At 55.5% G+C, this 24,571-nt stretch carries 29 protein-coding genes and 1 pseudogene; 19 read left to right on the plus strand and 11 right to left on the minus strand.

Annotated elements, in window-relative coordinates; genetic code table 11:
- Positions 1-19: 19 nt before the first annotated feature.
- The gene (dps, locus tag E3E37_RS04555) at positions 20-571 is read right to left on the minus strand and encodes a DNA protection during starvation protein (protein ID WP_167715458.1); all 552 of its coding nucleotides are present in this window, start codon (positions 569-571) and stop codon (positions 20-22) included.
- A gap of 103 nt (positions 572-674) precedes the next feature.
- On the opposite strand from dps, the gene E3E37_RS04560 reads away from it, so the two are divergent.
- Complete coding sequence (locus E3E37_RS04560) at positions 675-1,052, plus strand: Fur family transcriptional regulator (RefSeq protein WP_167715133.1); 378 nt, start codon at positions 675-677, stop codon at positions 1,050-1,052.
- A gap of 82 nt (positions 1,053-1,134) precedes the next feature.
- Positions 1,135-1,806 carry a hypothetical protein gene (locus E3E37_RS04565; RefSeq protein ID WP_167715135.1) on the plus strand — a complete coding sequence of 224 codons (672 nt, stop codon included), beginning with the start codon at positions 1,135-1,137 and terminating at the stop codon, positions 1,804-1,806.
- Positions 1,807-1,870: 64 nt separating this feature from the next.
- On the opposite strand, the gene E3E37_RS04570 is transcribed toward E3E37_RS04565, so the two are convergent.
- Complete coding sequence (locus E3E37_RS04570) at positions 1,871-2,350, minus strand: ferritin family protein (protein WP_167715137.1); 480 nt, start codon at positions 2,348-2,350, stop codon at positions 1,871-1,873.
- A 54-nt stretch (positions 2,351-2,404) separates the two neighbouring features.
- Here E3E37_RS04570 and E3E37_RS04575 point away from each other — a divergent pair, with 54 nt between their 5' ends.
- The 3 genes from E3E37_RS04575 to E3E37_RS04585 all read left to right on the plus strand — a co-directional run bounded on the left by E3E37_RS04575 (position 2,405) and on the right by E3E37_RS04585 (position 3,922).
- Complete coding sequence (locus E3E37_RS04575) at positions 2,405-2,932, plus strand: GNAT family N-acetyltransferase (RefSeq protein WP_167715139.1); 528 nt, start codon at positions 2,405-2,407, stop codon at positions 2,930-2,932.
- A 62-nt stretch (positions 2,933-2,994) separates the two neighbouring features.
- On the plus strand, positions 2,995-3,570 hold the full coding sequence (locus E3E37_RS04580; protein ID WP_240921920.1) for a molybdopterin-dependent oxidoreductase: 576 nt from the start codon (positions 2,995-2,997) through the stop codon (positions 3,568-3,570).
- A gap of 4 nt (positions 3,571-3,574) precedes the next feature.
- Entirely contained in the window at positions 3,575-3,922 is a 348-nt protein-coding gene (locus E3E37_RS04585) for a hypothetical protein (RefSeq protein WP_167715143.1), read from the plus strand.
- A 5-nt stretch (positions 3,923-3,927) separates the two neighbouring features.
- Here the strand turns inward: E3E37_RS04585 and E3E37_RS04590 are convergent, their stop codons facing one another.
- The 5 genes and pseudogenes from E3E37_RS04590 to E3E37_RS04610 form a co-directional block, all read right to left on the minus strand.
- A complete protein-coding gene (locus E3E37_RS04590) occupies positions 3,928-4,635 on the minus strand; it encodes an ABC transporter ATP-binding protein (protein ID WP_206204007.1) in 708 nt (235 codons plus the stop codon).
- Positions 4,632-5,069 carry a hypothetical protein gene (locus E3E37_RS04595; RefSeq protein ID WP_167715145.1) on the minus strand — a complete coding sequence of 146 codons (438 nt, stop codon included), beginning with the start codon at positions 5,067-5,069 and terminating at the stop codon, positions 4,632-4,634. Before E3E37_RS04595 ends, E3E37_RS04590 begins: the two co-directional genes overlap by 4 nt.
- On the minus strand, positions 5,066-5,809 hold the full coding sequence (locus tag E3E37_RS04600) for an ABC transporter permease (protein WP_167715147.1): 744 nt from the start codon (positions 5,807-5,809) through the stop codon (positions 5,066-5,068). The genes E3E37_RS04595 and E3E37_RS04600 overlap by 4 nt, the downstream gene beginning before the upstream one ends.
- Positions 5,806-6,882, minus strand: a complete 1,077-nt coding sequence (locus tag E3E37_RS04605; RefSeq protein WP_167715149.1) for a hypothetical protein — start codon at positions 6,880-6,882, stop codon at positions 5,806-5,808. Before E3E37_RS04605 ends, E3E37_RS04600 begins: the two co-directional genes overlap by 4 nt.
- 202 nt (positions 6,883-7,084) lie before the next feature.
- Positions 7,085-7,381 (minus strand): annotated as a pseudogene (locus E3E37_RS04610) (ferritin family protein); the annotation flags it as partial.
- A gap of 348 nt (positions 7,382-7,729) precedes the next feature.
- Here E3E37_RS04610 and E3E37_RS04615 point away from each other — a divergent pair.
- The 12 genes from E3E37_RS04615 to E3E37_RS04670 all read left to right on the plus strand — a co-directional run bounded on the left by E3E37_RS04615 (position 7,730) and on the right by E3E37_RS04670 (position 17,602).
- Positions 7,730-8,620: an ATP phosphoribosyltransferase regulatory subunit gene (locus E3E37_RS04615; protein WP_167715150.1), complete on the plus strand. Its 891-nt coding sequence runs from the start codon at positions 7,730-7,732 to the stop codon at positions 8,618-8,620.
- A gap of 24 nt (positions 8,621-8,644) precedes the next feature.
- A complete protein-coding gene (gene hisG / locus E3E37_RS04620) occupies positions 8,645-9,262 on the plus strand; it encodes an ATP phosphoribosyltransferase (protein WP_167715463.1) in 618 nt (205 codons plus the stop codon).
- On the plus strand, positions 9,252-10,385 hold the full coding sequence (hisD, locus tag E3E37_RS04625; protein ID WP_167715152.1) for a histidinol dehydrogenase: 1,134 nt from the start codon (positions 9,252-9,254) through the stop codon (positions 10,383-10,385). The genes hisG and hisD overlap by 11 nt, the downstream gene beginning before the upstream one ends.
- The gene (hisB, locus tag E3E37_RS04630; protein ID WP_167715153.1) at positions 10,382-10,918 is read left to right on the plus strand and encodes an imidazoleglycerol-phosphate dehydratase HisB; all 537 of its coding nucleotides are present in this window, start codon (positions 10,382-10,384) and stop codon (positions 10,916-10,918) included. The genes hisD and hisB overlap by 4 nt, the downstream gene beginning before the upstream one ends.
- 2 nt (positions 10,919-10,920) lie before the next feature.
- Entirely contained in the window at positions 10,921-11,508 is a 588-nt protein-coding gene (gene hisH / locus E3E37_RS04635; protein WP_371731677.1) for an imidazole glycerol phosphate synthase subunit HisH, read from the plus strand.
- 1 nt (position 11,509) lies between these two features.
- Positions 11,510-12,208: a 1-(5-phosphoribosyl)-5-((5-phosphoribosylamino)methylideneamino)imidazole-4-carboxamide isomerase gene (gene hisA, locus E3E37_RS04640; protein ID WP_167715157.1), complete on the plus strand. Its 699-nt coding sequence runs from the start codon at positions 11,510-11,512 to the stop codon at positions 12,206-12,208.
- Positions 12,190-12,948 (plus strand): imidazole glycerol phosphate synthase subunit HisF, encoded by a 759-nt coding sequence (gene hisF / locus E3E37_RS04645; RefSeq protein WP_167715159.1) that lies wholly within the window; start codon positions 12,190-12,192, stop codon positions 12,946-12,948. The genes hisA and hisF overlap by 19 nt, the downstream gene beginning before the upstream one ends.
- A 9-nt stretch (positions 12,949-12,957) precedes the next feature.
- Complete coding sequence (gene hisIE, locus E3E37_RS04650; RefSeq protein ID WP_167715161.1) at positions 12,958-13,587, plus strand: bifunctional phosphoribosyl-AMP cyclohydrolase/phosphoribosyl-ATP diphosphatase HisIE; 630 nt, start codon at positions 12,958-12,960, stop codon at positions 13,585-13,587.
- The gene (gene hisC / locus E3E37_RS04655) at positions 13,584-14,603 is read left to right on the plus strand and encodes a histidinol-phosphate transaminase (protein WP_167715163.1); all 1,020 of its coding nucleotides are present in this window, start codon (positions 13,584-13,586) and stop codon (positions 14,601-14,603) included. The genes hisIE and hisC overlap by 4 nt, the downstream gene beginning before the upstream one ends.
- Complete coding sequence (locus E3E37_RS04660) at positions 14,594-15,364, plus strand: HAD family hydrolase (protein ID WP_167715165.1); 771 nt, start codon at positions 14,594-14,596, stop codon at positions 15,362-15,364. Before hisC ends, E3E37_RS04660 begins: the two co-directional genes overlap by 10 nt.
- Complete coding sequence (locus E3E37_RS04665) at positions 15,351-16,346, plus strand: TIGR01177 family methyltransferase (RefSeq protein WP_167715167.1); 996 nt, start codon at positions 15,351-15,353, stop codon at positions 16,344-16,346. The genes E3E37_RS04660 and E3E37_RS04665 overlap by 14 nt, the downstream gene beginning before the upstream one ends.
- An 89-nt stretch (positions 16,347-16,435) precedes the next feature.
- Positions 16,436-17,602: a hypothetical protein gene (locus tag E3E37_RS04670; RefSeq protein WP_167715169.1), complete on the plus strand. Its 1,167-nt coding sequence runs from the start codon at positions 16,436-16,438 to the stop codon at positions 17,600-17,602.
- Here the strand turns inward: E3E37_RS04670 and E3E37_RS04675 are convergent.
- The 4 genes from E3E37_RS04675 to E3E37_RS04690 form a co-directional block, all read right to left on the minus strand.
- Complete coding sequence (locus tag E3E37_RS04675; protein ID WP_167715465.1) at positions 17,599-18,240, minus strand: alanyl-tRNA editing protein; 642 nt, start codon at positions 18,238-18,240, stop codon at positions 17,599-17,601. The two genes, E3E37_RS04670 and E3E37_RS04675, sit on opposite strands and share 4 nt — an antisense overlap.
- A gap of 60 nt (positions 18,241-18,300) precedes the next feature.
- On the minus strand, positions 18,301-19,770 hold the full coding sequence (locus E3E37_RS04680) for a hypothetical protein (RefSeq protein WP_088864795.1): 1,470 nt from the start codon (positions 19,768-19,770) through the stop codon (positions 18,301-18,303).
- Between the two features lie 124 nt (positions 19,771-19,894).
- Complete coding sequence (locus E3E37_RS04685; RefSeq protein WP_167715467.1) at positions 19,895-21,181, minus strand: dicarboxylate/amino acid:cation symporter; 1,287 nt, start codon at positions 21,179-21,181, stop codon at positions 19,895-19,897.
- 100 nt (positions 21,182-21,281) lie between these two features.
- Positions 21,282-22,004 carry a biotin--[acetyl-CoA-carboxylase] ligase gene (locus tag E3E37_RS04690; RefSeq protein WP_167715171.1) on the minus strand — a complete coding sequence of 241 codons (723 nt, stop codon included), beginning with the start codon at positions 22,002-22,004 and terminating at the stop codon, positions 21,282-21,284.
- A gap of 97 nt (positions 22,005-22,101) precedes the next feature.
- Here E3E37_RS04690 and fba point away from each other — a divergent pair, with 97 nt between their 5' ends.
- Together fba and E3E37_RS04700 are read left to right on the plus strand one after the other, a co-directional pair.
- Positions 22,102-22,947, plus strand: a complete 846-nt coding sequence (gene fba, locus E3E37_RS04695; protein ID WP_167715469.1) for a class I fructose-bisphosphate aldolase — start codon at positions 22,102-22,104, stop codon at positions 22,945-22,947.
- A gap of 79 nt (positions 22,948-23,026) precedes the next feature.
- On the plus strand, positions 23,027-24,571 hold a 1,545-nt coding region (locus E3E37_RS04700; RefSeq protein ID WP_167715173.1), incomplete at its 3' end, for a pyruvate/oxaloacetate carboxyltransferase.

Here is a 24,571-nt window from a genome sequence, read left to right on the forward strand (position 1 = left end):
CCGGAGGCTAATAACCTTTTCACCTCAGGAATTTCGACACAAAGGGGCTCTCCCCCGGTTTGGCCCGTCTGAAGTGGCCGCTCGGTTTGCCGGTGAGGAGCTCCTCAAACCAGGCCTCGTGCTCTATCTCCTCATGAAGGATTGCCAGGGCCAGGTCGTAGGTCCTCGGGTCTTTTCCGAAGGTGTATTTGCATATCTCGGTGTAAACACCGACCGCACAGCGTTCCGCCTCCAGGAGAACCTTCAGGATGTTTTCGACCGTTGGCTCCTCCGGCAGGTAGGCGTCACGGCACCATGCCATCTTTGAGAAATCGACGAGATCCTTTGGAAGCTCCCCGCCGAGTTCGTATATCCTCGGAACGAGAGCCTCAAAATGGTTCCTGTCCTCAAGGCGGGCATCCTCAACTATTTCCTTTATAGTTTCGCCCTCCATCCCAGCGGCGTGGTTTCTCAGGACAGTGTAGTAGTAATAGGTCGTAAACTCCGCGGCTGCAGCTTTCAGCAGCATGTTCAGGAGTTTCTCAACGTCTATTCCGGCCTTCTCAACAAGTCTTCGGTTGTGTTCAGACATAGTTTTCACCATAGACCGTTGGCATTTCTACTTAATAAAGCTTTCTATTTAGAAGTTATTTCTAATTAGAAAAACTTATAAGTTCATCCGCTTACGTTAGACCATGTGGAAGGAAAAGGCCATCAAACGGCTCAAGGAGAGTGGCTACAAGCTCACGCCTCAGCGGCTCAAACTGGTGGAGATACTGGAGAGAATGGGAAGCGAGCATCCCTCGCTTAAGGATGTTCTCGCTGAAATCAAAGCCGAATTCCCCACCATGAGCTTTTCCACCCTCTACTCCAACGTCCTGACGCTGAAAGAGCTCGGACTGCTCGAACTTTTCTCGCTGGACGGGGAGACAAGGTTGGAGCTCAACACCGAGCCGCATATCAACCTGATAACCGGGAGCAAAGTTATCGACCTCAACGACCCGGAGATAATCGAAAGGATCAGGAAAAAGATCGGTCGGGACGTTAAGCTGGTCAATGTCTGGGTGGAATGAAGCCTTAGAAAAGGGCAGAGATAGTCTTCGAGACAAAGCCTTATATAGTGCCGTTCCTCTACACCAGCTCGGACGTGGTATTATGAAAGTTATGGTTCTTTCCACACTGCACCAGTTTCATGGCCACGTGGATTACTACACATATGAACACCTGGCGAATATAATTTGGAGTTTTTCACCGGATGTCCTTGCCGTTGAACTGACGCCGTCCGACGTTGAAAGCAGGACACCGCAGACGATAAAGCAGGAATACCAGAAAAGCGTTTATCCCCTGATTGACAAACTAAACTGTGAGGTCATCCCGCTTGAACCACCCGAACCGAAGTATTCGGAATTGATAGGGATGGCAAGGGAATCTATGGAAGACGTGAAGAAAAATAACCCGGCCGCGCTGGAGCATTTCAAGCTCTACGTGGAAGCCCTGTATGGGGTGCTTTTTAGCTGGTGGAGTTCAGTCCTTGATGTCAATTCTCACGAGACAGACCGTCATTTTGAGATCAAGCGCAGGTACCAGAACTCATTATTCGGGGATAAAGAGAGAAGGGCATGGGAAAAATGGAATCAGCATTTTCTGGAACAGATCATCAAAGCAAATGAAGGAAGAAAGGACGGCAAAATGCTGGTACTTGTTGGGGTGGAGCATTCGTACTGGCTGCGCGGGGAGCTCCGTAAAAGACCTGACCTCCAATTACTGGAAGCACCTGACGTTTTGTCCGAGATTATAAAGGCCATGACGTTCCCACGAGACATGTAATTGGATAAAAGCAGGGAACAGGAGCCCAGCTCTTTCAGTTCACACCCCACATCTCGGTCGGAATTTAATCCACCTCAAGGCTGAAATCCTGGTAGTCCATCCAGATGCCGGTCTTCATGACGGAATCATACTGGGCCTTCAAAAGCTCGTAGTGAGCCTTTTCGATTTTTGCCAGCTCCTCAAACACGTGCTTAACGTCCTCGTGCTCCGCCTCCCTCGCGGCCTTCTCGTAGAACTCCCATGTCTTTTTCTCCTGCTCCATACCTATTCTCACTGCGTCCACTTCACTCAGATTTCTTTCATCGGCCTTCACAAGAAGACTCTCAAGGGCAACCAAGTCAACTGCGGGGAGTTCGCATTTCTCTATGAGCTTCTCGACGAACTTTTCCTCGAACAGCTCCCAGTGGTCGGCCTCCTCCATAGCAAGGAAGAGGAACATCCTCCTCGCCCTATTGTCCTCGGCCTTCTTGGCCAGCCTTATGTAGAACTTCAATTCGGCCTTCTCAACCTCAAGGGCCAAGGCCAAAGCCTGGAGTTCGTTCATAACACCACCAAAAAACTTTAGGAACTCGGGCATAATAACCTTTGGTGGACAGGTATGAGTATCGAAAAGGTTCAAGAGCCCCTCTCGCTTAAGGACGAACTGCTCCACTTTGTTTTTCGAGTTTATCAGGGCACTAAGGGGGCCTACCCTGCACTGGAGTGGGTGGAGGAGAAGCCAAGCATCGATGACTTCGAAGGCTTCGGGGAAGTCTACGAGCCGTTCCTTGAGTTCAGACTGGGGAAAGAGTTCGACGAGCTTTACATACTGAGGGACGAAGAGGGCAGAATAACCGGCACCGTGGCCTTGGTTTACAACCTTGAAGGCAAGAACGTCTGGTGGGTGCCGGACGAAATCAAGGACGGAAAGACGGGACTCATCGAGTTCTTCATGGTTGACCCAACATACAGGGGCAAGGGATACGGCTCCCGGCTGCTGGAGTTTGCGACCCAACGCCTCAAGGAGCTTGGTAGAGAGGCGTACGTTATAACGTTCCCTGAGCTTGAGGCTTATTCATATTATATAAGAAAGGGCTTCGTCAAGGTGATGGACTACAGGGAGTTCGTGGTGCTGAAAAGGAAATGACTGGGCAGATGTGCCCAGGAATCCTTTTATATGTCCGCAGAGAAGCCAAATTAGTGAGGTTTATGAAAAAAGAAATCTTTGCGGTTCTCGTCCTTCTTCTCCTAATCGGCGGCACCTACCTTCTGGCGGGAAAGGAAAGGGGAGGGCCGGTTGACGATTACACCGTCCTGACAGGGAGCATCATCCAGGTCACCGGTCTGGTCGAGAGGTCGTACAACATCACCTACGATGAGCTATCCAGACTCCCGGCAAAGAACGTGGAAGCCCCCCTCTACTGCGTCGGCGAACCCGGAAAGGTAAGGAAGAACGGGACATGGAAGGGCGTCCCCCTGAAGACCGTTCTTGAACTCGCTGGCCCACAGGGCGGGGCGTACAAGGTGGCCCTCTACGCCAGTGACGGATTCACCACGGACTTCTACCTCAACACGGTGATGGGGGACGAGAACATCATCATAGCCTATGAGTTCAACGGCGAGCCAATAACACCCAGAATAGTCGCCCCCGGAAGGTGGGGCTACAAGTGGATAAAGTACCTTACGAAAATTGAACTTGTGAGCTATGACTTCAAGGGCACCTGGGAGAGCGCCGGCTATCCCGACGACGCTTACATAACCGACGGTTCATCCCCCGGCAGGTGAGGAGATGAAGGCAAAAACCGCCCTAACCCTGGTCGAGTGGACTTCCCTGCCCCTGCTCCTTCTGGCGGGGCTGCTTGTCATCAGTGGCTACGGGCTGACGAGTGAAGCCGCGAGAAACGCATCCCTGGGAGTTTTGACGTTTCCACTCTCGCAGACTATACACCTGAGCAGAGCGATCAAGCTCGGCTTTGTCTCCCTCCTTCTCCTCCACACCTACGCAGGAATAGGGATGCTGGCAAAGAAGGTGGAAAAGAGAGGCCATTCGAGGCTTGCGGCACTGCTGGAGTACGCCGTGCTGGCCTTTCTAATCTATGTCGGCTGGATAGCGGTGAACGGGGAGTTTGGAGGATAAGCCCATCACAAATCCCGACCCCTGTTATCTCCCACGGGCCGGAACATTTTCGCTATGTCTTGAGTTATCTGCCCGAATTCCCCCTCCAGATAAACCTTTCCGCCGCTGATGACCACCCCATAGTCGGCAAGCGCCTCAAAGGGCTCCCATATGTGGCTTATGATGACGAAACTCCTGCCCCGTTCTTTCCATCTTTTGATTATGCCGACGATCTCGGGGACGCTCTCAAAGTCAAGGTTGGCCAGCGGCTCGTCGAGGAACACAACCTCGGGTTCCCCCACGAAGGCCTGCGCGAGGGAGAGGCGCTTCAGCATTCCGGAGGAGTAGCCGTCTATCCTCCTGTCGAGGGCTTCCTCAATGCCGAAGAGCCTGGCCGCCTTTTCGACATCACCCGGATTCGCGCCCCGCGCCCGGGCTATGAACTCCAGCCACTCCCTCCCCGTGGTGAGCTTGGGAAACCTGCCGGGATCGAAGGCCACGCCGATGCTCTCCCTCGTCTCAGGGTAGCGCCAGGGGTCCTTTCCGAGGAGCCTCACGGTTCCTTTCGTTGGCCTATATAGGCCGAGCGAGACCTTCATGAAGGTGCTCTTTCCGCCGCCGTTTGGGCCAAGTATCAGGGTCAGACCTTCCGGTATTTCCACCGTAATCCCCTGGAGGGCCTTTATCGGTCCGAAGTACTTGTGGAGGTTCTCAGCCTCGATTATCGCCTTCATTTTCTGACACCTCCGATGAGCGTCAGTGCCAGAAGCCCGCCGAAGGCCGCCGAAGCCCATAGATGGGCCGACTTCTGCTCTCCAGGGAACCCAACATCGACGGGGGTTATCGTTATGGTGATGCCCTGAGTGGAGTTCCCGCTGAACTCGTAAAAGCCGGGGTGGGGAAAGACCAGCGTGAAGGCTCTGTTGCCGTTCACCTCCCCGGTGAATATTACCTCCCCAGTCTGGACGTCCCGTATCCTGAACTCACCAGTTCCAACGGCGTAGAGCTTCACCGAGGCCATTGAAGATATGTATACAGCGCTTCTTTCCCGCCCTGCCACGAAGGCGGTTTTGTAGTGAACGTCGCTCGGCTTGAGGTTCGACTGCAGAGCCAGGGAGACCAGGGAGAGAAGCATAAGGGCAAGGAGGAGCGCTCGAAAGAGCCTCATCTCACGTCCCTCCAGCAGCCGATGAGCAGATAGAGAGCCACCAGCACCAGCGCCGGAAGAAGGGTCAGTCTCAGAAAACCCCAGGAAAACACTGGATCGCTCAGGATCGAGATTGTGGCCGACTTGTAGTCCACGAGGAGGTTTCGCCACGGTACCGGCCCGTACCATGTTGTTCCCAGGAAGATGGGAAGGTATAGTGCCACGAAGCCCCCAAAAATCGAGACGTAGGTGTTCGGTGATGCTATCGCTATCACCGCCGCAACCGAGGTCATAAAGAACAGCACCGCGAGGTAGAAGAACACCATTGGGACGGTGTAGACCCTCAGAACTCCGGTCACTGCATCGGGAGTGGCCGCGAAGTGGAGGGCAAAGACGAGGACGTGAACCGAGAGAAGGAAGAGAAAGAGAACTAGGAGCACCGCCAGAAACTTAGCGAGGAGTATCTTAACCCTAGAAACGGGGAGGGAATAGACTGAGAGAGCTACGCCCTCGTCCCTTTCCAGCCTCACGGCCAGCGTTATGATGAAGGGAACCAGTATCGCCAAGAGCAGGTAAACGTCGCCGGTGAAGGCCTCTCTAAAGATTGAACCCAGTATCTCAACCCCGTACGGCCCCCCGTGGAAACCCGCGCTCCAGGTGAGGTAGTACCTCTTCATCACGGTTCCAACGAGAACGGCCCCGGCGGAGGCGAGGGCCAGATTTAAAGGGGAGCGGAGCTCCCAGCGAAGGATTTCCTTCACCGCCTCCACCTCCAGAGGACAAGCACACCAAGGACGACAACGATTCCAGCCACGGCCATGATGGCCGTTTTCGAGGGGCCCTCCTCGGGGAGCTCCGCCGGTTGGGTGAAGTCTATGTTGGTCTCTGCCAGAGCAAGACCGAAGGGCGGCATCTTGTTGCCCTTCTTGATATCCTCCTCGTGTTCCCTCGCGAACTCCGTATCCTGGAGCACGGCGTTGCTTATGCCGAGGGCCTTCCACACGGGGCTGAAGGGCGTAAAGAAAGCTATCGCCAAGCCGCTCGACCCGTCGTAGAGGATAACATCCTTCCCGACGGTCCCGTTGAGGTTCATCATGTTCGTGTAGGCCATATAGACCGGGGCGTTGAAGTCGCCGTAGTAGGTCATCGCCGTCGAGTTTATCATCTTGACCGTCTCCACCTTCAGGCCGGGCAGTATCTCAAGCCCTGTAACGTTGGCCGGGCTTTCAGTCCAGAAGAAGTTCATTCCTTCGTAAATTCCGTTGACGTAGATATCGCCCGTTTTCAGGTCAAGCTCGAAAGTTCCGCTCCGGGTGAAGTTCTCGGGTATGTACGAGTCGTTGAAGAGGTTGCCCCTGCCCTCAACTACCACCAAACCCGCCCTGTAATGTTCAGTCTGCTCCGTGTAGCTATCCTCGCACACCGTAACGTTTCCGGTTTCGGAGGTTATCCTTACACACTCCCCGCCGCTGAAGCTGTATTTCTCCTGATACTGCCGGAGAAGTTCCCTGGCGGTCTCTTCGTCCATAACCTTAACGACCTTCCTCGTGCAGTTAATCCCCTGAAGCAGAACACCAACCTGGGCTTTATCGCCGGTGACCTTGAGAACGCGCCACGTGAGCTCGACGTAGGGGCAGTAATAGCTGATAGAGCCGTTTTGCTCCCAGGGAATCTGTATAACATTCCCCCCTCCAATATTTGCCCCGGGCCCGCTGTTCGCCGGAGAGCGGGAAACGTACTTGGCGTAGATGCCCTCTTTGAACCAGTAGGGAGTTGCCGAAGTTAGAGGCGCCAGCAATAGAAGGAGAGCTAGAACCGCCGCCAACCGTTTCATGTTACCTCCCCCAAGGCACGAAAACTGCCCAAAATCCATCGCCCCCCAAATGGGGGTTCTGCACATGATGTTACGTTTTTACAATTTATTAGCCTTTCGGTGTTCGGGAGTTCTGGTGAAACGATCACATAGCGCAGAAAACAAAGTCATGCCATTAAAATCAAAAATAAATACAGAAAAAAGTAACAGGCGGACGGGAGCCTCAGAAGTTGAAGTTTATGTCCTTCATCAGCTGGTCGTAGAACTCCTCCTTGTAGATGTCGGGATAGCGGGTTATGTAATCATACTGCTTCTTCAGGATGTTGTAGTGGTTGCGTTCCATGTCCGAGAGCATCTCGAGGATGAGCCTCGTCTTTTCGGTGGCGGCGTAACCGGCCAGCTCCCTATAAAGCTTCTCGCTGACCAGCTCCGCCTGCATGGCTATCTCGTAAATCTCATCGATGTTTAGGTTCGGCCTCTTGATGACCTCTCCCATCTTCTCGGCGATAACTTTGAACTCATCCGTAGCTTCTCCATTAACGTTGCTGAAGGTCAACGTTATCATTCCGTCATATACAAGCCACATCTGCCCGCGGTGATTGGATATACGCCGATAAAAAGGTTGAATCCCCGCAAATCTGACAGAAAATTTTCGAATAACGTTTTAAACATCCAACCAGAAGCGGGCATAATGGAGGTGACAGAGATGACCGCAGAGAATTCGAAAAAAATTCGAAGGTTTGACCCATTGAGCGCAGAGATACCGCTCCTTCCGGTGAGTTACTGTCATCATCGTCTGTTCTGATGTCCTTTACAACCCAAAAGCCCCAGCAAAGGCTATTCTGGAAACCAAATTGGAGGGATTAGCGTGAGAAAGGGCTTACTGACAGAGTCCGAGAAGCTGTCGGAAGTAGGAAGGCTTCTGAGACGAACCTTTGAACTCTGGGGCTACCGCGAGGTTTTCCTCCCGGCTATTGAGGAGTACAGCGAGAACCTGAGGAAGGGGACAAAGTTTGCCTACAACAACGGGTTCTACGTCATAAAACCCGATATAACCTCGCAGATACTGGAGAACATCAAGGAGCCGCCCGAGAAGCTCAAGCTCTACTACATCAGCGAGGTTCTTGACGGAGGGATTAGGGGACAGTGGCAGGCTGGAGTGGAGTACATCGGCGGGGACGTTACGAAGATGGCTGCGGAAGTCCTCCTCACGGTCATAACCTCCCTCGAAGCCCTGGGGATAGAGGAGTTCTACATAGACATCGGAAGTCTGAAGGTCTGGGAAAAGGCCACCGAAGACGTGAAGGAGTTCCGGAAGGAAATCTACAGGGCGCTCGTGAGGAGGAACTTTGAGATAATAGAGCGCCTCCCGATAAGCGTGGAAAAGAAGGAAGAGCTCTGGAGGCTCTTCAACTTCTGGGGAAAGGAGAGCGGCTATAGAAAACTCGACAGAATAGTCGAGGCGGTTGATGACGAAAGGCTGTTCATAGACTTCGGCACAGTCAGGCCTCTCCCGTACTACCGCGACGTACTCTTCGAGGTATACTCTCCGGAACTCGGGAAACCCCTCGGAGGAGGCGGGGAGTACACCTTCAAGGGAAAGCCGGCTTTTGGCTTTGCCTTTGATATGGGGGCGCTTTCAAGGCTTTTCAGAAAGAGGGGGGACAGGAACCGGAAAAAGCTGAGCGGAGATGCAAGAGAAGTCTTTGCCGAGGCAAAAAGGCTCGTGAGAATGGGCATCCCGGTGGAGGTGGAGTGAATGAAGCGTTCCAACGGCTCCCCAATAAGGTTCGCCCTCCCCAAGGGGCGGCTTCTTCCTGGCTCTCTCGAAATCCTCCAGAGGGCTGGAATCGAGCTGATACCCCCAGCAGAGAGGAGGCTCATCGAAAGGGTCGGTAATTACGAGGTTCTCCTTGCAAGGGCCTTTGACGTTCCCGTTTACGTGGAGTACGGAATCGACGTCGGCATCTCCGGGAGCGATGTGGTGGAGGAGCGCGGAAGCGACGTCCTCATACCCCTTGAACTGCCCTTCGGGAAGTGCAGGTTGAGCCTGGCCATGCCGGCTGAGAGCACCGTCAAGCCTGAGGATATGGACGGCTACCGGATAGCCACCAAGTATCCAGGGATAACGAGGCGGTTCTTTGAGGGGCTCGACGTTGAGGTGGAAATCCTGAAGCTCCACGGGAGCATCGAGTTGGCCCCAAAGATAGAGATAGCCGACGCCATCGTGGACATAGTCGAGACCGGAAACACGCTGAGGGCAAACGGTCTGGTCGAGGTGGAGAAGATAATGGACGTCTCCGCCCTGCTACTCGTCAACAGAATAGCCCAGAAAACGAAGTTCGAGGAGATAAACGAACTCGTGTGGAAGGTTAAGGAGGTGATTAGGGATGGATTTTGAGCTTGAGAGATACGTCGCCGGAATACTGCGGGACATCCGGGAGAGAGGTAATGATGCCGTAAAGGAGTACTCCCTCAGGTTCGACGGCTACGCCGGCCCGTTCCGTGTGACCAAGGAGGAGTTCGAGGAGGCTGCGCGAAGCATTCCCAAGAGGGACAGGGAGATAATCCTCCGCACCGTTGAACGCCTGTGGGAGTACCACGAGAGGCAGATGGAAAGGGAACGGCTCTTCATCAAAAACGGCTCCCTCTACGGGATAATCTACCGCCCGGTAAGGAGGATAGGAATCTACGTACCCGGCGGAAAACCGCTACCCTCAACGCTGATGATGGTGGCAGTTCCAGCAAAAATCGCGGGCGTTAAGGAGATAGCGGTCACAATCCCACCAAAGGACGGAAAGGTGAACCCCTACGTCCTCTACGTTGCAAAACTGCTCGGCATCACCGAGGTCTACAAGCTCGGTGGAATCCAGGCGATAGGCGCGATGGCCTACGGGGTCGGTATGAAGAAGGTGGACAAACTATTCGGCCCCGGAAACAGGTTCGTCAACGAGGCCAAGAGGCAGGTTTTCGGAATTGTTGGCATAGACAGCCTCGCCGGGCCGTCGGAGATAGCGGTGATAGCGGACGAAACGGCAGAGAAGAAGTATGTTCTGGCCGACCTTCTCAGCCAGCTGGAGCACGGGAAGGACAGTAGAGCCTGGCTCCTCACGACCTCAGGGGAACTCGCGGAGTTCTGCTCCCGTGACGGAATAGAGGTTGTCCTCTGCGAGAGCCTAGAGGAGTGCGTTAGGAAGGCCAACGAGATAGCGCCGGAGCACCTTGAGATAATCACGGAGAGACCGATGGAGCTCGTCGATGGGATAGAAAACGCCGGGGCGATTTACCTAGGCCCCTACACGCCGGTTCCAGCCGCTGATTACTTCCTCGGCGTCAACCACGTCCTGCCAACCGGAGGAGCGGCGAAGTTCAGCGGCGTCTTAACTGTGAGGGACTTCCTCAAGCCGATAAGCCTCGCAAGCGTTAGCAGGGAGGAGTTCCTCGCGGAGAGGGAGCTGGGGCTGAGGCTGGCCGAGATAGAGGGCATGAACTACCACAGGAGGAGCATGGAGGTGAGGAGATGAGAAGAACAACGAGGGAGACAGACGTAACGGTCGAGCTTGATTCGAAAGGGAGCATCGAGACGGGCGACAGGGTGCTCGACCACCTCCTCACCGCCCTCTTCTTCTACATGGGGCGGGAGGCGAAAGTAGAGGCCACCTACGACCTCAGACACCACCTGTGGGAGGACGTCGGGATAACCCTCGGAGAGGAGCTTCGCTCAAAGCTCCCGGGGAAGTTCGCCCGCTTCGGGAGCGCGGTGATGCCGATGGACGACGCGCTCGTGGTGGTGGCGGTGGACATCTCGGGGAGGCCCTACGTGAACCTTGAACTGTCCTTCGAGGAGGAAGAGGAGGGGGTTGAGAAAGCCCTTGTGAGGGAGTTCCTGTGGGGGCTGGCGCGGTCGCTGAAGGCAACGGTCCACGTGAAAACGCTGAGCGGGGTCAATGCCCACCACGTCATCGAGGCCGTCTTCAAAGGCCTCGGCGTCGCCCTCGGGAAGGCAGTCCGGGAGAGCGGGAAGCTTGAGAGCACGAAGGGCCTGCTGGAGGTGTGAGGGTGATAGCGATAGTTGACCTCGGCATAGGGAACCTCGCCAACGTGAGGAAGGCCCTCGGCGGAAGGATAACCGGCGACCCCTACGAGATAGAGAGGGCTGAAAAGATAGTCCTGCCCGGCGTTGGAAACTTCGGGGCAGTGATGGACAGGCTTGAGCCCCTCAGGGGCGTCATACTCGATGCCATAAACGACGGGAAGCCCTTCCTGGGAATATGCCTCGGCCTTCAGCTGCTCTTTGAGGGGAGCGAGGAAAGCCTGGGGAAGCCGGGCCTGAGGGTCTTCAGAGGGAACGTGGTGAGGTTTCGGGGCGTTAGAACGCCGCACATCGGCTGGAACCAGCTCTGGAAGAAAGGGGACTGCCCCCTCTTTGAGGGAATTAAAGATGGAGCGTACTTCTACTTCGTCCACTCCTACCACGCGGTTCCGGAGGAGGACATCGTTGCGGGCGTCACCGACTACGAGTCAAAGGGGCAGAGAGTCGTCTTCACCTCGGCGGTGTGTAGGGACAGCGTTTACGCCGTCCAGTTCCACCCTGAGAAGAGCGGGAGAAACGGGCTTACCGTGATGAGGAACTTCAGGGGGCTTTAGAATGGAGGTTTATCCCGCGATAGACCTGATGGGCGGAAAAGCGGTGAGGCTCTACAAGGGGAGGAGGGAGGAAGTCAGGGTCTACGGCGAGCCGGTTGAGATAGCTGAGCGGTTCGCCGAGCTCGTGGACAAAATCCACATAGTTGACCTGGACGGGGCCTTTGAAGGCTTTCCCCGGAACCTCGACGTTGTCAAGGAAATAATCGAGGAGACCGGGCTGAGGGTTCAGTTCGGCGGAGGACTCAGGAGCTATGAAGCCATCGCCAAGGCCTACGAAATCGGCGTGGAGAACGTCATAATAGGCACAAAGGCCCTCGACTTGCGCTTCCTTGGGAAGATAACCGAAGAGTTTGAAGGCATAACGGTCAGCCTCGACTCGCGGAACGGAAGGATAGCCGTGAGGGGCTGGCTTGAAAGTGGAATGCCGGTTAGAGAAGCCTACGAAACGCTGAAACCCTACGTGAACCGCTTTATTTACACCTCCGTTGAGAGGGACGGCACGCTGACGGGAATAGAGGAAATCAAGAGGTTCTGGCAAAGCGGGGAGTTCATCTACGCCGGGGGAGTGTCGAGCGCCGAAGACGTAGGAAAACTTGCGAAAGCCGGCTTCTCGGGGGTAGTGGTTGGAAAGGCTCTCTATGAGGGCCTTGTTACTCTTGAGGAGCTTCTGGAGGTGGCGAAATGCTCGCCAAGCGAATAATAGCGGCCCTGGACATAAAGGCCGGAAGGGTCGTCAAGGGGATAAAGTTCAGGAACATACGCGACGCCGGCGACCCGGTAGAGCTGGCGAAACGCTACGAGGCGGAGGGAATAGACGAGATAGTTTTCCTCGATATAACGGCGTCGTACGAAAGGAGAAAAATCCTGCTCGGGCTGGTCGAGAGGATAGCCGGGGAGATATACGTCCCCTTCACGGTCGGCGGCGGCATAAGGACTGTTGAGGAGGCGAGGGAGATAATCAAGCGAGGGGCAGATAAGGTTTTCATCAACACGGCGGCGGTTGAAAGGCCGGAACTGGTGAGGGAGATTGCCGAGATAGTTGGTACCGCCAACCTCGTGGTGGCAATCGACGCCAAGTGGAACGGCTCCTTCTGGGAGGTCTACACCCACGGCGGAAGGAAGCCGAGGGGAATTGATGCGGTCGAGTGGGCGAGAAGGGTTGAGGGGCTGGGCGCGGGCGAGATACTGCTCACGAGCATGGACACCGACGGAACGAAGGAGGGCTTCGACATACCCCTGACGAGGGCCGTCGCGGAGGCGGTTGATATACCGGTCATAGCCTCTGGCGGAGCTGGAAAACCGGAGCACTTCTACGAGGCCTTTAAGGCTGGGGCTGAAGCGGCTCTTGCGGCTTCAATCTTCCACTACGGGGAATACACCGTCGGCGAGCTGAAGGGGTACCTGGCCGAGAGGGGAATCCCCGTGAGGCTGGACTACTGAGGTGGTAGCATGAGAGTTAACAAGCTAATTGGGGAGGTAAATTGGGAAAAGAACGGTGGAATCGTTCCAGTCGTCGTTCAGGACACGAAGGGGGAAGTCTTAACGCTCGCGTACATGGACAGAGAAGCCCTCAGGAAAACCCTTGAGACCGGCTATGCCCACTACTACTCCCGCTCGCAGGGAAGAATCCGCATGAAGGGCGAGGTGAGCGGGAACGTCCAGAGGGTGAAGGAAGTCCGGATAGACTGCGACAGCGATGCCCTGCTCCTGATAGTCGAGCAGAGAGGTGCCGCATGTCACACGGGAAACTACTCCTGCTTCTACCGGAAGCTCGGCGAGCCCGAGAGGGTTCTCCCGGTGGACTACTCCCTGACAATCCTGCGGGAGCTTGAGGAGCTGATAAGGGCGCGGAAGGAAAAGCCCGTCGAAGGCTCCTACACCTCAAGGCTGTTCGAGGAAGGACGGGAGAGGATATACAAGAAGTTCGGCGAGGAAGCTATTGAGGTTCTCGTTGCTGAAACGAGGGACCGGCTGATCTACGAGACTGCCGACATGCTCTACCACCTGCTCGTTTTGCTGGTTTACAACGACGTTGCCCTCGGTGAGGTGATGGCCGAGCTGAGGAGGCGGAGGGGATGAGGGTTAGGGAACTCGTGAAGTCGTTCGAGCCGTACCGCGTTGAAGAGGGGGACTACCCTGTAAGGCTCGACAAGAACGAGAGCCCCTACGACCTTCCCGGCTGGGTGAAGGAGGAAATCTTTGAGGAGCTGAGAGAGCTTTCCTTCAACCGCTATCCGCACATAACCTCGATGCCTGCCAGGGAGGCCATAGCGGACTTTTACGGCCTCTCACCGGAGAACGTTGCGGTGGGAAACGGGGGGGATGAGCTGATAAGCTATCTCGTCAGGCTCTTCGAGGGAGGCTATGTAGTCACGACACCGCCGACCTTCAGCATGTACTACTTCTATGCAAAGCTGAACGGAATTCCCGTCCTTGAGGCCCCCCTGAGGGAGGACTTTACGATGGACGGTGACGCCATAGCGGAAAAGGCCGGAAATGCGAGCGTTGTCTTCATAGCCTCACCCAACAACCCCACAGGCAACCTCCAGCCGGAGGAGGAGATAGTGAAAGTCCTCGACACGGGGACGGCGGTGGTTCTCGACGAGGCCTATGCAGAGTTCGCCGGAAAAACCCTCTGGAGGCTCATCGAGGAGTACCCCAACCTGATTGTGCTTAGGACCTTCTCCAAGGCCTTCAGCCTGGCCGGGGTGAGGGCAGGCTATCTTCTGGCGAACAGGGAAATCGTTGATGCCCTCTACCGGGTGAAGTCGCCCTTCAGCGTCGGGGTAATGACCACGGCGGCGGTGAAGGTCGTGCTCAGGCACTACGACCTCGTGGAGAGGCGCGTGGCGAAGATAATCGAGGAGAGGGAGCGGATAAGGAGGGTCTTCCGGGAGTTCACGTATCCAAGCGACGCGAACTTCCTCCTGATGAGGCTGAACGCCTACGAGTTCCTTCTGGGGAAAGGCATAGCCGTCAGAAAGCTCGCGGGGAGGCTCGACGGCCACATACGGGTCACCGTCGGAAGGAAATGGGAGAACCGGAAGCTGATCGAAGCCCTCAGGGAGTTTCTGGAGGTGAGGGAATGTGGGTAGTTTTCGACATTGACGGTGTGCTGATAGACGTGGGGGAAAGCTACGATGTCGCGACCAAGCTCACGTCGGAGTACTTCCTCAGGCTGTTCGGGGTTGAGAGGGAGATAAAACCCGAGTGGGTCCGGGAGCTCAGGAGGAAGGGCTCCTTCGGCGACGATTTCAAGGTCAGCGAGGCTCTGATACTCTTCGCCCTTTCAGGAAGGGCTGAAGAGCTCATCGAGGAGTTCCCTGAGGGGGGAACGATAGAATGGGTTCGAGAGAGATTCGGATTCCAGGTCTTCGGCGGGAGCATCGAGCGGGTCTTCAACACCTTCTACCTAGGAAGGGAGTATCCGGGGAGGCTCTTTGACTTCCCGGGGCTGTGGAAACGGGAGAGGCCGATTGTGAGGAGAAACCTCCTGGAGGAAGCGTCGGCCCGCTTCAAACTCGGGGTCGTCACCGGAAGGAGCGCCCTTGAGATGAAGCTGGCGGAGCGGGTAATCGGCTTCCGCTTTGAGAACGTCGTTACAAGGGAGAGCTGTCTCAAACCGGACCCCCGGGCACTGTGGGAGCTCGTGAAGGGCGAAAGGGGAGTTTACGTGGGGGATACAATCAACGACGGCCTTTTCGTCGAGAACTACCGGAGGAGATACGGAAGAGAGTTCGGCTTCGTAATGGTGGGGCGGGACGTGAGGGACGTGAACCAGTTCCTGGAGGAACTGCTGGAGGGGGGAACAAACTTAAAAACCCCTCCGAAAAGCTCCAACCATGCTCTACCTTGAGATACTCGGAAATCTACCAGAGATGGCAAAGGACGAGGTAAAGGCCATGCTGGAGCTAGCCGGTGGAAGGATAGCGGGTCAGGACTACCTCTTCCTCAAAGTGGACGCGAATGAAAAGGCCCTTCCCTATCTGAACAGACTCGGCCTTGCCCATGAATACGGCATGCTTATAGTGGAGGCCAACTCGGTGGAGGAGCTCCTCGATAAGGCCAGGGAGGTCGAGTGGCCAATAAGAGGAACCTTCAAGGTGGACACGGAGACCATGGCCAACTGCCGGCACAACGTTCTCGACCTCCCCAGAAAGCTCGGCGCCGTCATACACGCCCAGGGGTTCAAGGTAAACCTCTCAAAGCCTGACACCCTTGTGAGGGTTTACTGCGGCGAGAAGCTCTACGCTGGAATAAGGCTCAGGTTTTTTGACCCCAAGGACTTCGAGGGCAGAAAGGCCCACCACAGGCCTTTTTTCAGGCCCATTTCCCTCCACCCAAGGGTTTCTCGCGCTCTGGTAAACCTCACAAAGGCGAGGAGGGAACTCCTCGACCCCATGATGGGCGCCGGTGGTATTTTAATGGAGGCCGGCCTTCTCGGCCTGAGGGTCTATGGGGTCGATATAAGGCCGGAGATGGTGGAAGGCGCGGAGATGAACCTGCGGCACTACGGGATAAAGGACTACGTCCTGAAGCTCGGGGATGCAACAAGGCTGGGGGAGCTGTTCGATAAAAAGTTCGAAGCCGTCGCCACCGACCCGCCCTATGGAACCTCCGCGACCCTCGCCGGCAGGAAGAGGGACGAACTGTACAGAAGGGTTTTAGAGAGCATCTATGAAGTCCTCGAAGACGGGGGCAGGCTGGCGATAGCGTTTCCGGCGGACTTCGACGGAAAGGCCGAGGCCGAGGGGATAGGCTTCAGAACGCTCGGCAGGTACTACCAGAGGGTGCACAAGAGCCTGGAGAGGTACTTCTACGTCTTCGAGAAAGCTTGAATGCCTTAATCGAAATATCTCCACGCCCGCAGTCGCGGAGATATTACTAACCCGAAAAGTTTATATCGTCAAAACTTACAGGCATAATCATGAGAGGCGTCGCGTTAGTTATGGTGGCATTCCTGCTTCTCCAGCCGGTTCTGGCGTGGGAGACCACGATAGACGTTCCAGGCAGGGAATACCAAGTCATCGAAGACATTGAGATGAACTACACCTCCCCCTGCCCCCAGTGGATTTTCCTCACCTTCTTCGGCCCTGAAAATAGCGAAACCGCCTCCTTCTTCGCCAACGGCTCGGGGATTCTTAACCTGCGGAACCTCTCGCCGCCTGTGGTGAGTTCTGACTGGAAACACGTCAGGATAACAATCGAAGCCCATTGTCCGATGAACATCACTGCCAAACCCATCTACAGTCCCAACGTCTGCGGCGAGGAGTACTACGTCGCGGACTGGAGGTACCGCATCGTTAAGATGCCCCTTCACAGTCGCGGGGACGGTTACTTTCTGGAAAGCCCCCTCGATGTCAAGGCCATATACTTCTCATCGAACCGCCCCTACGTGAACGGAAGCAACGTCCTCGACCTGCCCCTCGAAGTTCTGATAAAAACCGGCGATTCCAGCACCACGGTCAGCCCGAGGCCGGCCTGGGACGGCGTGTGGTGGCTACCGATCAACGCCTCCGGGCGGATTGAGGTCACTCTGAGGGGAGAAGCGGCGCCTTACATCAGCGAGGTTTACGCCCTCGCCCTTCTCCCGCAGAGGGAAAGCCTGGGCTTCATACCGACCTACGAGGACGGCTATCACCCACAGAGCTGCTGGCCGAGGGAATACCTCCACCTGAGCGGGGAGGCCTTCTGGGATGGAGGAAACTTCACCCTCTTTGAGTACACGACTCCCGACGGAAAGATGGAGAGGATTTACGTCAAGGACGGCTACGTCTGTGCAAGGATAGACGGTGGAGAAGCCTGTGGCGCGGGATTAACACCCGGGCCCTCGCGCTTTGAGGTTCTCTTCGTCCAGGGAACCCTGTACATCTACCAGTGGGGCCGGGAATTCCTGAGTATAGACGTGGGGAGCAGGGCGATTTTTCCCGAGCGGTTCATCGGCCTTCCAAGCAAGAAACTTTACGGAATGGAAATTTACGGAAGGGAACCCCTTCCATGGGAGGAGAAGAAGGGCGTTCCTGACGTCCTCCTGGGGGCGCTCGCCATCGCTGCCGGCATTGGAATAATCGTAATAATGGCGAGAAGGCGTTAGCCTTCAAGCCATATCTCCAGCCTCTGCTTTCCCTTCCCAAGGCTGGAGCGCTTGAACTTCTTGAGGTGGCCTATCTCCCTTATGTCCCTCACGTGGGTTCCGCCGCAGGGAATGATCTCGAAGTCCCTTATCTGGGTGTAGCGCGTTTCCCCTTCCCACCATATTCTTACCTCTCCGCCCTCGTCGACGAGCCTGTTGAAGGTCTCAATGATCTGCTCCTTCCACTGGTTCACGTTCTCCGGGTAGAGGATGTCGTAGCGGCCCTTCTCGACGCTCATTCCGCTGCCGTACAGCTCCCATTCGCCGGGGAGTACAAGGTTCAGCACGTGCTCCAGCAGGTGCATGGCAGTGTGTATTCTCATGAGCTTGTACCTGTAGTCCCAGTCTATCTTCAACTCGACCTCATCCCCGGGCTTGAACCTCTCGGGCTCGGCAACGACGTGCCAGACGTTGCCGGCATCGTCCTTGTAGACGTCGAGAACCTCGACTCCGCTTATCGTCCCCCTGTCGTGGGGTTGGCCGCCACCGGTCGGATAGAAAACCGTCTGGTCGAGGAGGAGGGCGTTGTCCTTCACCTCCAGAACCTTCGCCTTGGCCTCTTTGAGGTAGGCGTCCTCGTAGTAGAGCTTGCGGGTCACCTCTATCACCTCAGAAGTGTTGGGGTTCGAGGTTTAAATGGATATCGAAAAAGGAGAGGCTCAGCGCCTCTTCCAGAAGAACACCGCGAGGGCTATAAGAACAACCGCGGCCACAACCGCCGCCATCTGCTGGGTCTCTGTTAGGCCTCCGCTCTTCTCCCCTGGAATAGTGTACCTCACCGTGGCGGTGGTGTGGTTGGAGAGCATCTTGGTTACATCTTCAGCCGGTGCTCCGTAGCGGAGGAAAACGTGGGAGGTTATCTTCAGGCTGTTGCCTTCCTTCACGACGGTCATTATCAGCCTGTTGCCGTTGAGTTCTTCGCTTATGTTGTCCGGAACCTCAAGGAACTCCCCGCCATCGGGAAGGTTTATCGTGAGGTAGAGCGTATGGTTAACCGCGTATTCCAGCCTGTCGGTGAGCCCGTTGCTGAGGCCGAGCGTCGGGTCGAACTGGTAAACGTAGGAACCGTTCTCGAAGGTCGTGAAGTTTCTGAGCATGTACTCGGCGTCTATTATCAGGGGAGCGTCGGTTTCGTTGAGGCCGAGTATCTTGACCTTTCCGTCGTCAACCAGGGCCCCCCTGTAGCCGAGCGCTATTGAGTACGTCCTGAGTATGTACTCCGTGACGTTCTCAACGCCATAGGAGATTATCTCGGCCTTCCTAGCCTCGACCTCGGACTTGGGTTCTATGTACTCGTCCCTCATGTGAAGCCTGACGCTTCCATTGTTGTATATATCCAGGGTGACGTACTCGTTCATTACGCTGCTCTGGTATTGCTCCTCACCCTTGTAGGGCGCTTTGTAGCGGATGTAGTAGTCCTTGTAGCTTCCAAAGAGCGCGTTGTATCCATCGGGGGGCAGGAAGGGTTCGAGGTATATGTAAGACCTCACTATCACGGTGTCCCCCTCGACCTGGGACGTTACGAAGAATTTGCTCGCGTTGTACTGCTGGGCGAAGGCCTTCGGATACTCCAACAGGGTTGCGTTCTCGGGGAGCTTTATGATGAACGTGTTGTTTATGTCAACCGCAAACGGAAGTCCCGTATCGGGGACGTTTATCGTCGCGTACCCCCTGGTCGGATCGAGGTGAACCTCCCAGTAGTCACCGTAGGAGTAGTATCTGGAGAAGTTGAGGGCTATGGCGTTGAAGACTATCGTTATGTTGTCGCCCTCCTCGATACCGTAGGATTTCACGCTTTCGTTGGTGAGGCTCATGCCGGCCTGCGTAAGGCTCTGAATGTACCGCTGGAGTTGCTCCTCCTCGAACTTCGCTATGGCCTCCTCAAGGGTCATGTTGCCGTTCTGAGTCTCGTTGAGAATCTGCTCTATCTGCTTCTGTATCTCGTCCTTCGGCTCAAGCCATACCGTCTTCATGGTTATGTTGGCGTTCCCGTTGGGCATGACAACTATTGTAAAAACGAAGTCCTGCTTGTACGTTTTAGGTTGAAAATCCTCCGCAAGGCCCAGATTCGGGCCGATGAGAGGTGTCAGTAGAATTGCGGCGAAAAGCACCGCAAGCAGTCTCTTCATTACACACTACCTCCATTCCGTCTGTACTGGTAACTAGCGCCGCATCGGAGTATTTAACTTTATCCCAGAAGTAGGGAAAGAAAAACCTGACAAAAGGCAAGAAAAGGGCAGAAAGAACCAAAAATTACTGCTCCCACTTGGAGAGGTCTATCTCTCCCTCCGTCTTGGCCACGATGGTGGTTCCTGTCAGATCACCGGTGACGTTTACCATCGTCCTGCCCATGTCAAGGATTGCATCGATTCCCAGTATCATGGCGTAGGCCAGGGCAACGGGGCTTCCCGCGGTGAGGTCGAGGCCAACACTCTGGAGCACCATGGCAAGCATTATGGCTCCAGCTCCGGGCACACCGGCAGTTCCAATTGAGGCCAGAACGGCTGTTAGGACCACTATGAGCTGCTGGCTGGGTGTGAGCGGATGGCCGATGGCGTTGGCGACAAAGAGAACCGTGACACCCTGATAGAGGGCGGTTCCATCCATGTTTATTGTGGCACCGAGTGGGAGGGTAAACGAGAAGATTCCCCTGTCAATGCCCATTTCCTCCTCGGCAACGCGCATCGTAACCGGAAGGGTTCCGCTGGAACTCCTCGTGACAAAGGCCGTGAGCATGGCATCCTTGGCCTTCTTGAGGAACTTGAGCGGGTCGATGCCGAATACCTTAAGGAGGACGAAGTACACCAGCAGTATCTGCACGGCGAGGCCGACGTAAACCGCCACGACGACCTTGGCAAGAGGACCGACGACCTTAAGTCCCTGGGATGCCATGACGTAGGCTATGAGGGCAAAGACACCTATCGGCGCGTACTGCATAACGCCAGCGACTATGATGTACATCGCCTCGGCCAGGCCATCGAATGCCCTGAGGAGCGTCGTTCCCGCGTTCTTGAGCCTTTCGTCATCCTTGTTTATAAGGTACGTCAGGGCTATGCCAAGGATTATGGCGAAGAATATCACCGGCAACACGTCACCGTTGGACAGGGAGGCGAAGGGGTTCGTTGGCACTATGTTGAGGAGCGTCTTTACGAGGGAAGGAGGCTGGGCTTCGATGGCCTTTCCCTCGCCGGTTCCCAGGCTTATACCCGTTCCGACCCTGAAGAGGTTGCCCATCAGCAGGCCAAAGAACACTGCAAAGGCCGACGTGAGAAGGTAATAGACCACTATCTTCACACCGACCCTTCCGAGTCTTGCCGGGCTGATGCTGGCGGCACCGACGACGAGTGACGCCAGAACTATTGGCATCACTAACATCTTCAACAGGCGAACAAAGAGGTCACCCAGTGGCTTGATGTAGGTCTTGACGAACTCTGCGTAGCCTAGGTAGCCCATTATCAGTCCAAAAACTGCACCGAGAATTAAACCCCACAGTATCTTCCACAGAACAGGGTAGTCCAGGTATTTCCTCAGGAGCCCCATTTGGAGCACCTCCTCCGAAATTCGAACGACAGCGATATAAGGCTACAGACTGTAAGTATATTAACTTTCCGGGCAGATTTGCGTCAAAATGTCAAAAAAATTAGAAGAACCTTAACGAAACATCCCCGTACAAAATTCTCCTTAACTGTCCGTCAATGTCGAGTAAAAGCGACCCATCATCTAAAACGTCCACCGCACGACCTATTAGAACATTATAATCCTGAATAATCTTCACAGTCCGCCCGAGGATAAACGTTCTCTCACGGACTTTGGCCATCATAAGCTCAGGACGTTCTTTAAAAACCTTGTACCAGGCGTTTAGATGGAAGAGAAGCCTCTCAAGGACCCTATCCAGGGGCAGTGGAGTCCCGATTAATTCCAGCATGGAGACAGCATCCCCCTGGAGCTCAGGGGGGGTGGGATTGTTGACGTTTAAACCGATTCCCAGAACGGTGTATTCGCCGGCCCTCCCTTCGGTCAGAATTCCGGCTATTTTCCTTCCAGCAACCCAGACGTCGTTGGGCCACTTTATCCCGGGGGAGAGGCCAAACTCGGAAAGCGTGTCCACGACGGCCAGCGCCCCGACGAAGACCAGTCTGGGGTCTACACGCTGGGGCTTCAGAATGACGCTCATCCAGAGACCGCCCTCGGGCGATTCCCATCTCCGCCCCTTTCTGCCCCGGCCGGCGGTCTGCCTCTTTGCAAGGACGACCGTGCCCTCGGGAACTTTCCGGGCTATCTTTTTCGCGTAGTCGTTCGTTGAATCAACCTCGTCAAGCCTGATAACCCTGATGCCCACACTGATTCCCCTGCCCTCGCCCATCAAACCACCACCCGAAACTCGCCCGAAGACCTTAAACAACTTTCCATCAAGGAAAACCTTAAATCTTCCAACTCATATATCACTCCCGGTGATTAGTATGGACGCATACCAGAACGTTGGGATTAGGAGGCGCCTGGGAAGGTTCTTCCGCAGGGACGGAAGGGCGCTCATCTTTGCGATGGACCACGGCTTTGAGCACGGGCCGACCGACTTCGAGGAGCACTGGGAGCACGTAAACCCAAGGATAATCATCAGAAAGGTCATGAGGGCGGGTGTTGATGGCGTCATGATGCTCCCGGGTCTTGCGAGGATAGCCGGAAACGATGTGAAGCCCGAGAGGGGCTTGATGATAAAGCTCACCAGCAAGACCAACCTCCGTCCGAAGGACGAGCAGCTCCTCCAGAGCCAGCTTGGCTACGTCGAGGACGCGATAAAGCTCGGCGCAGACGCGGTAGCGGCGACCGTTTACTGGGGTTCCCCACAGGAAGACGTCATGATGCGCCAGTTCGCCGAGATAGCAAGCTACGCCCATGATTTGGGCTTCCCCGTTGTGCAGTTCGCCTATCCGCGCGGGCCCTACATAAACGAGAAATACGGCAAAAAGGAGGACTACCGCGTCGTGATGTACGGTGCCAGGGCAGCGGTCGAGAGCGGAGCGGACATGATAAAGACCTACTGGACGGGCTCAAGAGAGACCTTTGCCAAGGTCGTTGATGCGGCCGCCGGCGTTCCCGTTCTCCTCAGCGGCGGAGCAAAGGCCGAGAACCCCCTGGACTTCCTGAGGGTGGTCTACGACGTCGTTGAGGCGGGAGGAGCAGGGGCAGTCGTTGGCAGAAACATCTTCCAGCGCGAGAACCCGGAGCCACTGATAAAGGCCCTCATAAGGGTAATACACCGCAACGAAGAACCGGAAGAGGCCGCAAAGGCGGAAGGGCTCATTTGAACTTTTCTTCTTCCATCTTGTGTTCTGACCCCGCAACCTAAATATAATTCCTTCTCCAACTCGGATTTGGGGTGAGAGGATGGCAAAGGTCGAGATTATAGATACCACCTTTCGAGATGCTCATCAATCACTGATAGCAACCCGGCTCACAACGGACGATATGATTGCAATAGCCGAGAAGATGGACAGGATAGGCTTCTACTCGATGGAGGTCTGGGGAGGGGCAACCTTCGACGTCTGTATACGCTACCTGAACGAAGACCCCTGGGAGAGGCTGAGGCTCCTGAGGGAGCATATAAGGAAGACAAAGCTTCAGATGCTCCTCAGAGGGCAGAACGTAGTCGGCTACCGCCACTATCCAGACGACGTGGTTGAAAAGTTCGTCGAGCTGGCCCACAGGAACGGGATAGACATCTTCCGGGTGTTTGATGCACTCAACGACGTCAGGAACATGGAGGTTGCGATAAGAAAGGCGAAGGAGGTTGGGGCCGAAGTTCAGGGGGCGATAGCCTACACCACCGGGAAAGTCTTTACACTGGAGTACTACATGAAAAAGGCCGAGGAGCTCCTCGCTCTAGACGTTGACGTCATAACGATAAAGGACATGGCAGCTTTGCTCACCCCCTGGAAGGCCTACGAGCTGGTGAGCGAGATAAAAGAGGCCTATGGCGTTCCGGTCAACGTTCACACTCACTCCACAACTGGAATGGCCGTCGCAACGTACCTCAAGGCAGTCGAAGCTGGAGCGGACTACATAGACACCGCCATAAGCCCCCTAGCCTTCGGAACTGCCCAGCCGGGGATACAGACCATCTGGCACGCCCTTCCAGAGGCCGTTGGAAGCCACCTGGACAGGGAGCTTATCCATGAGGTTTCGCGCTACCTCAAGCGGCTTCTCGACGATAAGTACTCGGGGCTTCTAAGAAAAGAGGCCCTCATGGTGAACCCTTACGTTCTGAAGTACCAGGTTCCGGGAGGGATGTATTCCAACCTGATAAACCAGCTCAGTGAGATGAAAGCTTTAGACCGGCTCCAAGAGGTTCTGGAGGAGATTCCGCGCGTTAGGGAGGATCTTGGCTGGCCGCCGCTGGTAACCCCGACAAGCCAGATAGTCGGCACTCAGGCAGTCCTGAACGTTCTCTTCGGGAGGTACGAGAGGATAACGGAGGAAGTCAAGAACTACATCAGGGGGCTCTACGGTAGGCCGCCGGGAGAGATAAACCCCGAACTCAAGAGGCGCGTTCTCGGCGAGGAGGAGCCAATAAAGGAAAGACCCGGGAGCCTGCTAGAACCTGCGCTGGAGAAATGCAGGAAGGAGCTTGGGGAACTCGGCTATCTGGAGAAAGAGGAGGACGTTCTTACGTACTGCCTCTTCCCGCAGGTGGCCCTTGAGTTTTTTAGGGCAAGGAAAGAGGGAAGGAGAGCACCCATGATGCCACCGACGGTCCAGAGGTTCAGGATTTACGTCGACGGCGTTGAGTTTGAGGTTGGCGTTGAGGGCATCGACCTGAGCGGTCTCAAATATCTGCCGCAGATAGTTGAAACCTCGGCTCCGTCTGGAGTTTCAAAAACAGCACCAGCTCCTGCGCCGGCTTCGGTTGCGGCTCCGAGTGCTCCTTCCGCT

This window comes from Thermococcus sp. ES12 (genome assembly GCF_012027515.1).
Taxonomy (GTDB): domain Archaea; phylum Methanobacteriota_B; class Thermococci; order Thermococcales; family Thermococcaceae; genus Thermococcus; species Thermococcus barossii.

What these genes read in the sequence shown, in the direction of transcription:
- E3E37_RS04605 (WP_167715149.1), bottom strand. Translation starts at nt 6,882, where the DNA reads ATGAAACGGTTGGCGGCGGTTCTAGCTCTCCTTCTATTGCTGGCGCCT.
- E3E37_RS04660 (WP_167715165.1), top strand. Translation starts at nt 14,594, where the DNA reads ATGTGGGTAGTTTTCGACATTGACGGTGTGCTGATAGACGTGGGGGAA.
- E3E37_RS04560 (WP_167715133.1), top strand. Translation starts at nt 675, where the DNA reads ATGTGGAAGGAAAAGGCCATCAAACGGCTCAAGGAGAGTGGCTACAAG.
- E3E37_RS04690 (WP_167715171.1), bottom strand. Translation starts at nt 22,004, where the DNA reads ATGGGCGAGGGCAGGGGAATCAGTGTGGGCATCAGGGTTATCAGGCTT.
- E3E37_RS04570 (WP_167715137.1), bottom strand. Translation starts at nt 2,350, where the DNA reads ATGAACGAACTCCAGGCTTTGGCCTTGGCCCTTGAGGTTGAGAAGGCC.
- hisIE (WP_167715161.1), top strand. Translation starts at nt 12,958, where the DNA reads ATGAGAGTTAACAAGCTAATTGGGGAGGTAAATTGGGAAAAGAACGGT.
- E3E37_RS04670 (WP_167715169.1), top strand. Translation starts at nt 16,436, where the DNA reads ATGAGAGGCGTCGCGTTAGTTATGGTGGCATTCCTGCTTCTCCAGCCG.
- E3E37_RS04680 (WP_088864795.1), bottom strand. Translation starts at nt 19,770, where the DNA reads ATGAAGAGACTGCTTGCGGTGCTTTTCGCCGCAATTCTACTGACACCT.
- E3E37_RS04575 (WP_167715139.1), top strand. Translation starts at nt 2,405, where the DNA reads ATGAGTATCGAAAAGGTTCAAGAGCCCCTCTCGCTTAAGGACGAACTG.
- hisC (WP_167715163.1), top strand. Translation starts at nt 13,584, where the DNA reads ATGAGGGTTAGGGAACTCGTGAAGTCGTTCGAGCCGTACCGCGTTGAA.
- dps (WP_167715458.1), bottom strand. Translation starts at nt 571, where the DNA reads ATGTCTGAACACAACCGAAGACTTGTTGAGAAGGCCGGAATAGACGTT.
- E3E37_RS04685 (WP_167715467.1), bottom strand. Translation starts at nt 21,181, where the DNA reads ATGGGGCTCCTGAGGAAATACCTGGACTACCCTGTTCTGTGGAAGATA.
- hisB (WP_167715153.1), top strand. Translation starts at nt 10,382, where the DNA reads ATGAGAAGAACAACGAGGGAGACAGACGTAACGGTCGAGCTTGATTCG.
- E3E37_RS04595 (WP_167715145.1), bottom strand. Translation starts at nt 5,069, where the DNA reads ATGAGGCTCTTTCGAGCGCTCCTCCTTGCCCTTATGCTTCTCTCCCTG.
- E3E37_RS04665 (WP_167715167.1), top strand. Translation starts at nt 15,351, where the DNA reads ATGCTCTACCTTGAGATACTCGGAAATCTACCAGAGATGGCAAAGGAC.
- hisA (WP_167715157.1), top strand. Translation starts at nt 11,510, where the DNA reads ATGGAGGTTTATCCCGCGATAGACCTGATGGGCGGAAAAGCGGTGAGG.
- E3E37_RS04565 (WP_167715135.1), top strand. Translation starts at nt 1,135, where the DNA reads ATGAAAGTTATGGTTCTTTCCACACTGCACCAGTTTCATGGCCACGTG.
- E3E37_RS04590 (WP_206204007.1), bottom strand. Translation starts at nt 4,635, where the DNA reads ATGAAGGCGATAATCGAGGCTGAGAACCTCCACAAGTACTTCGGACCG.
- hisF (WP_167715159.1), top strand. Translation starts at nt 12,190, where the DNA reads ATGCTCGCCAAGCGAATAATAGCGGCCCTGGACATAAAGGCCGGAAGG.
- fba (WP_167715469.1), top strand. Translation starts at nt 22,102, where the DNA reads ATGGACGCATACCAGAACGTTGGGATTAGGAGGCGCCTGGGAAGGTTC.
- hisD (WP_167715152.1), top strand. Translation starts at nt 9,252, where the DNA reads ATGGATTTTGAGCTTGAGAGATACGTCGCCGGAATACTGCGGGACATC.
- E3E37_RS04585 (WP_167715143.1), top strand. Translation starts at nt 3,575, where the DNA reads ATGAAGGCAAAAACCGCCCTAACCCTGGTCGAGTGGACTTCCCTGCCC.
- E3E37_RS04580 (WP_240921920.1), top strand. Translation starts at nt 2,995, where the DNA reads ATGAAAAAAGAAATCTTTGCGGTTCTCGTCCTTCTTCTCCTAATCGGC.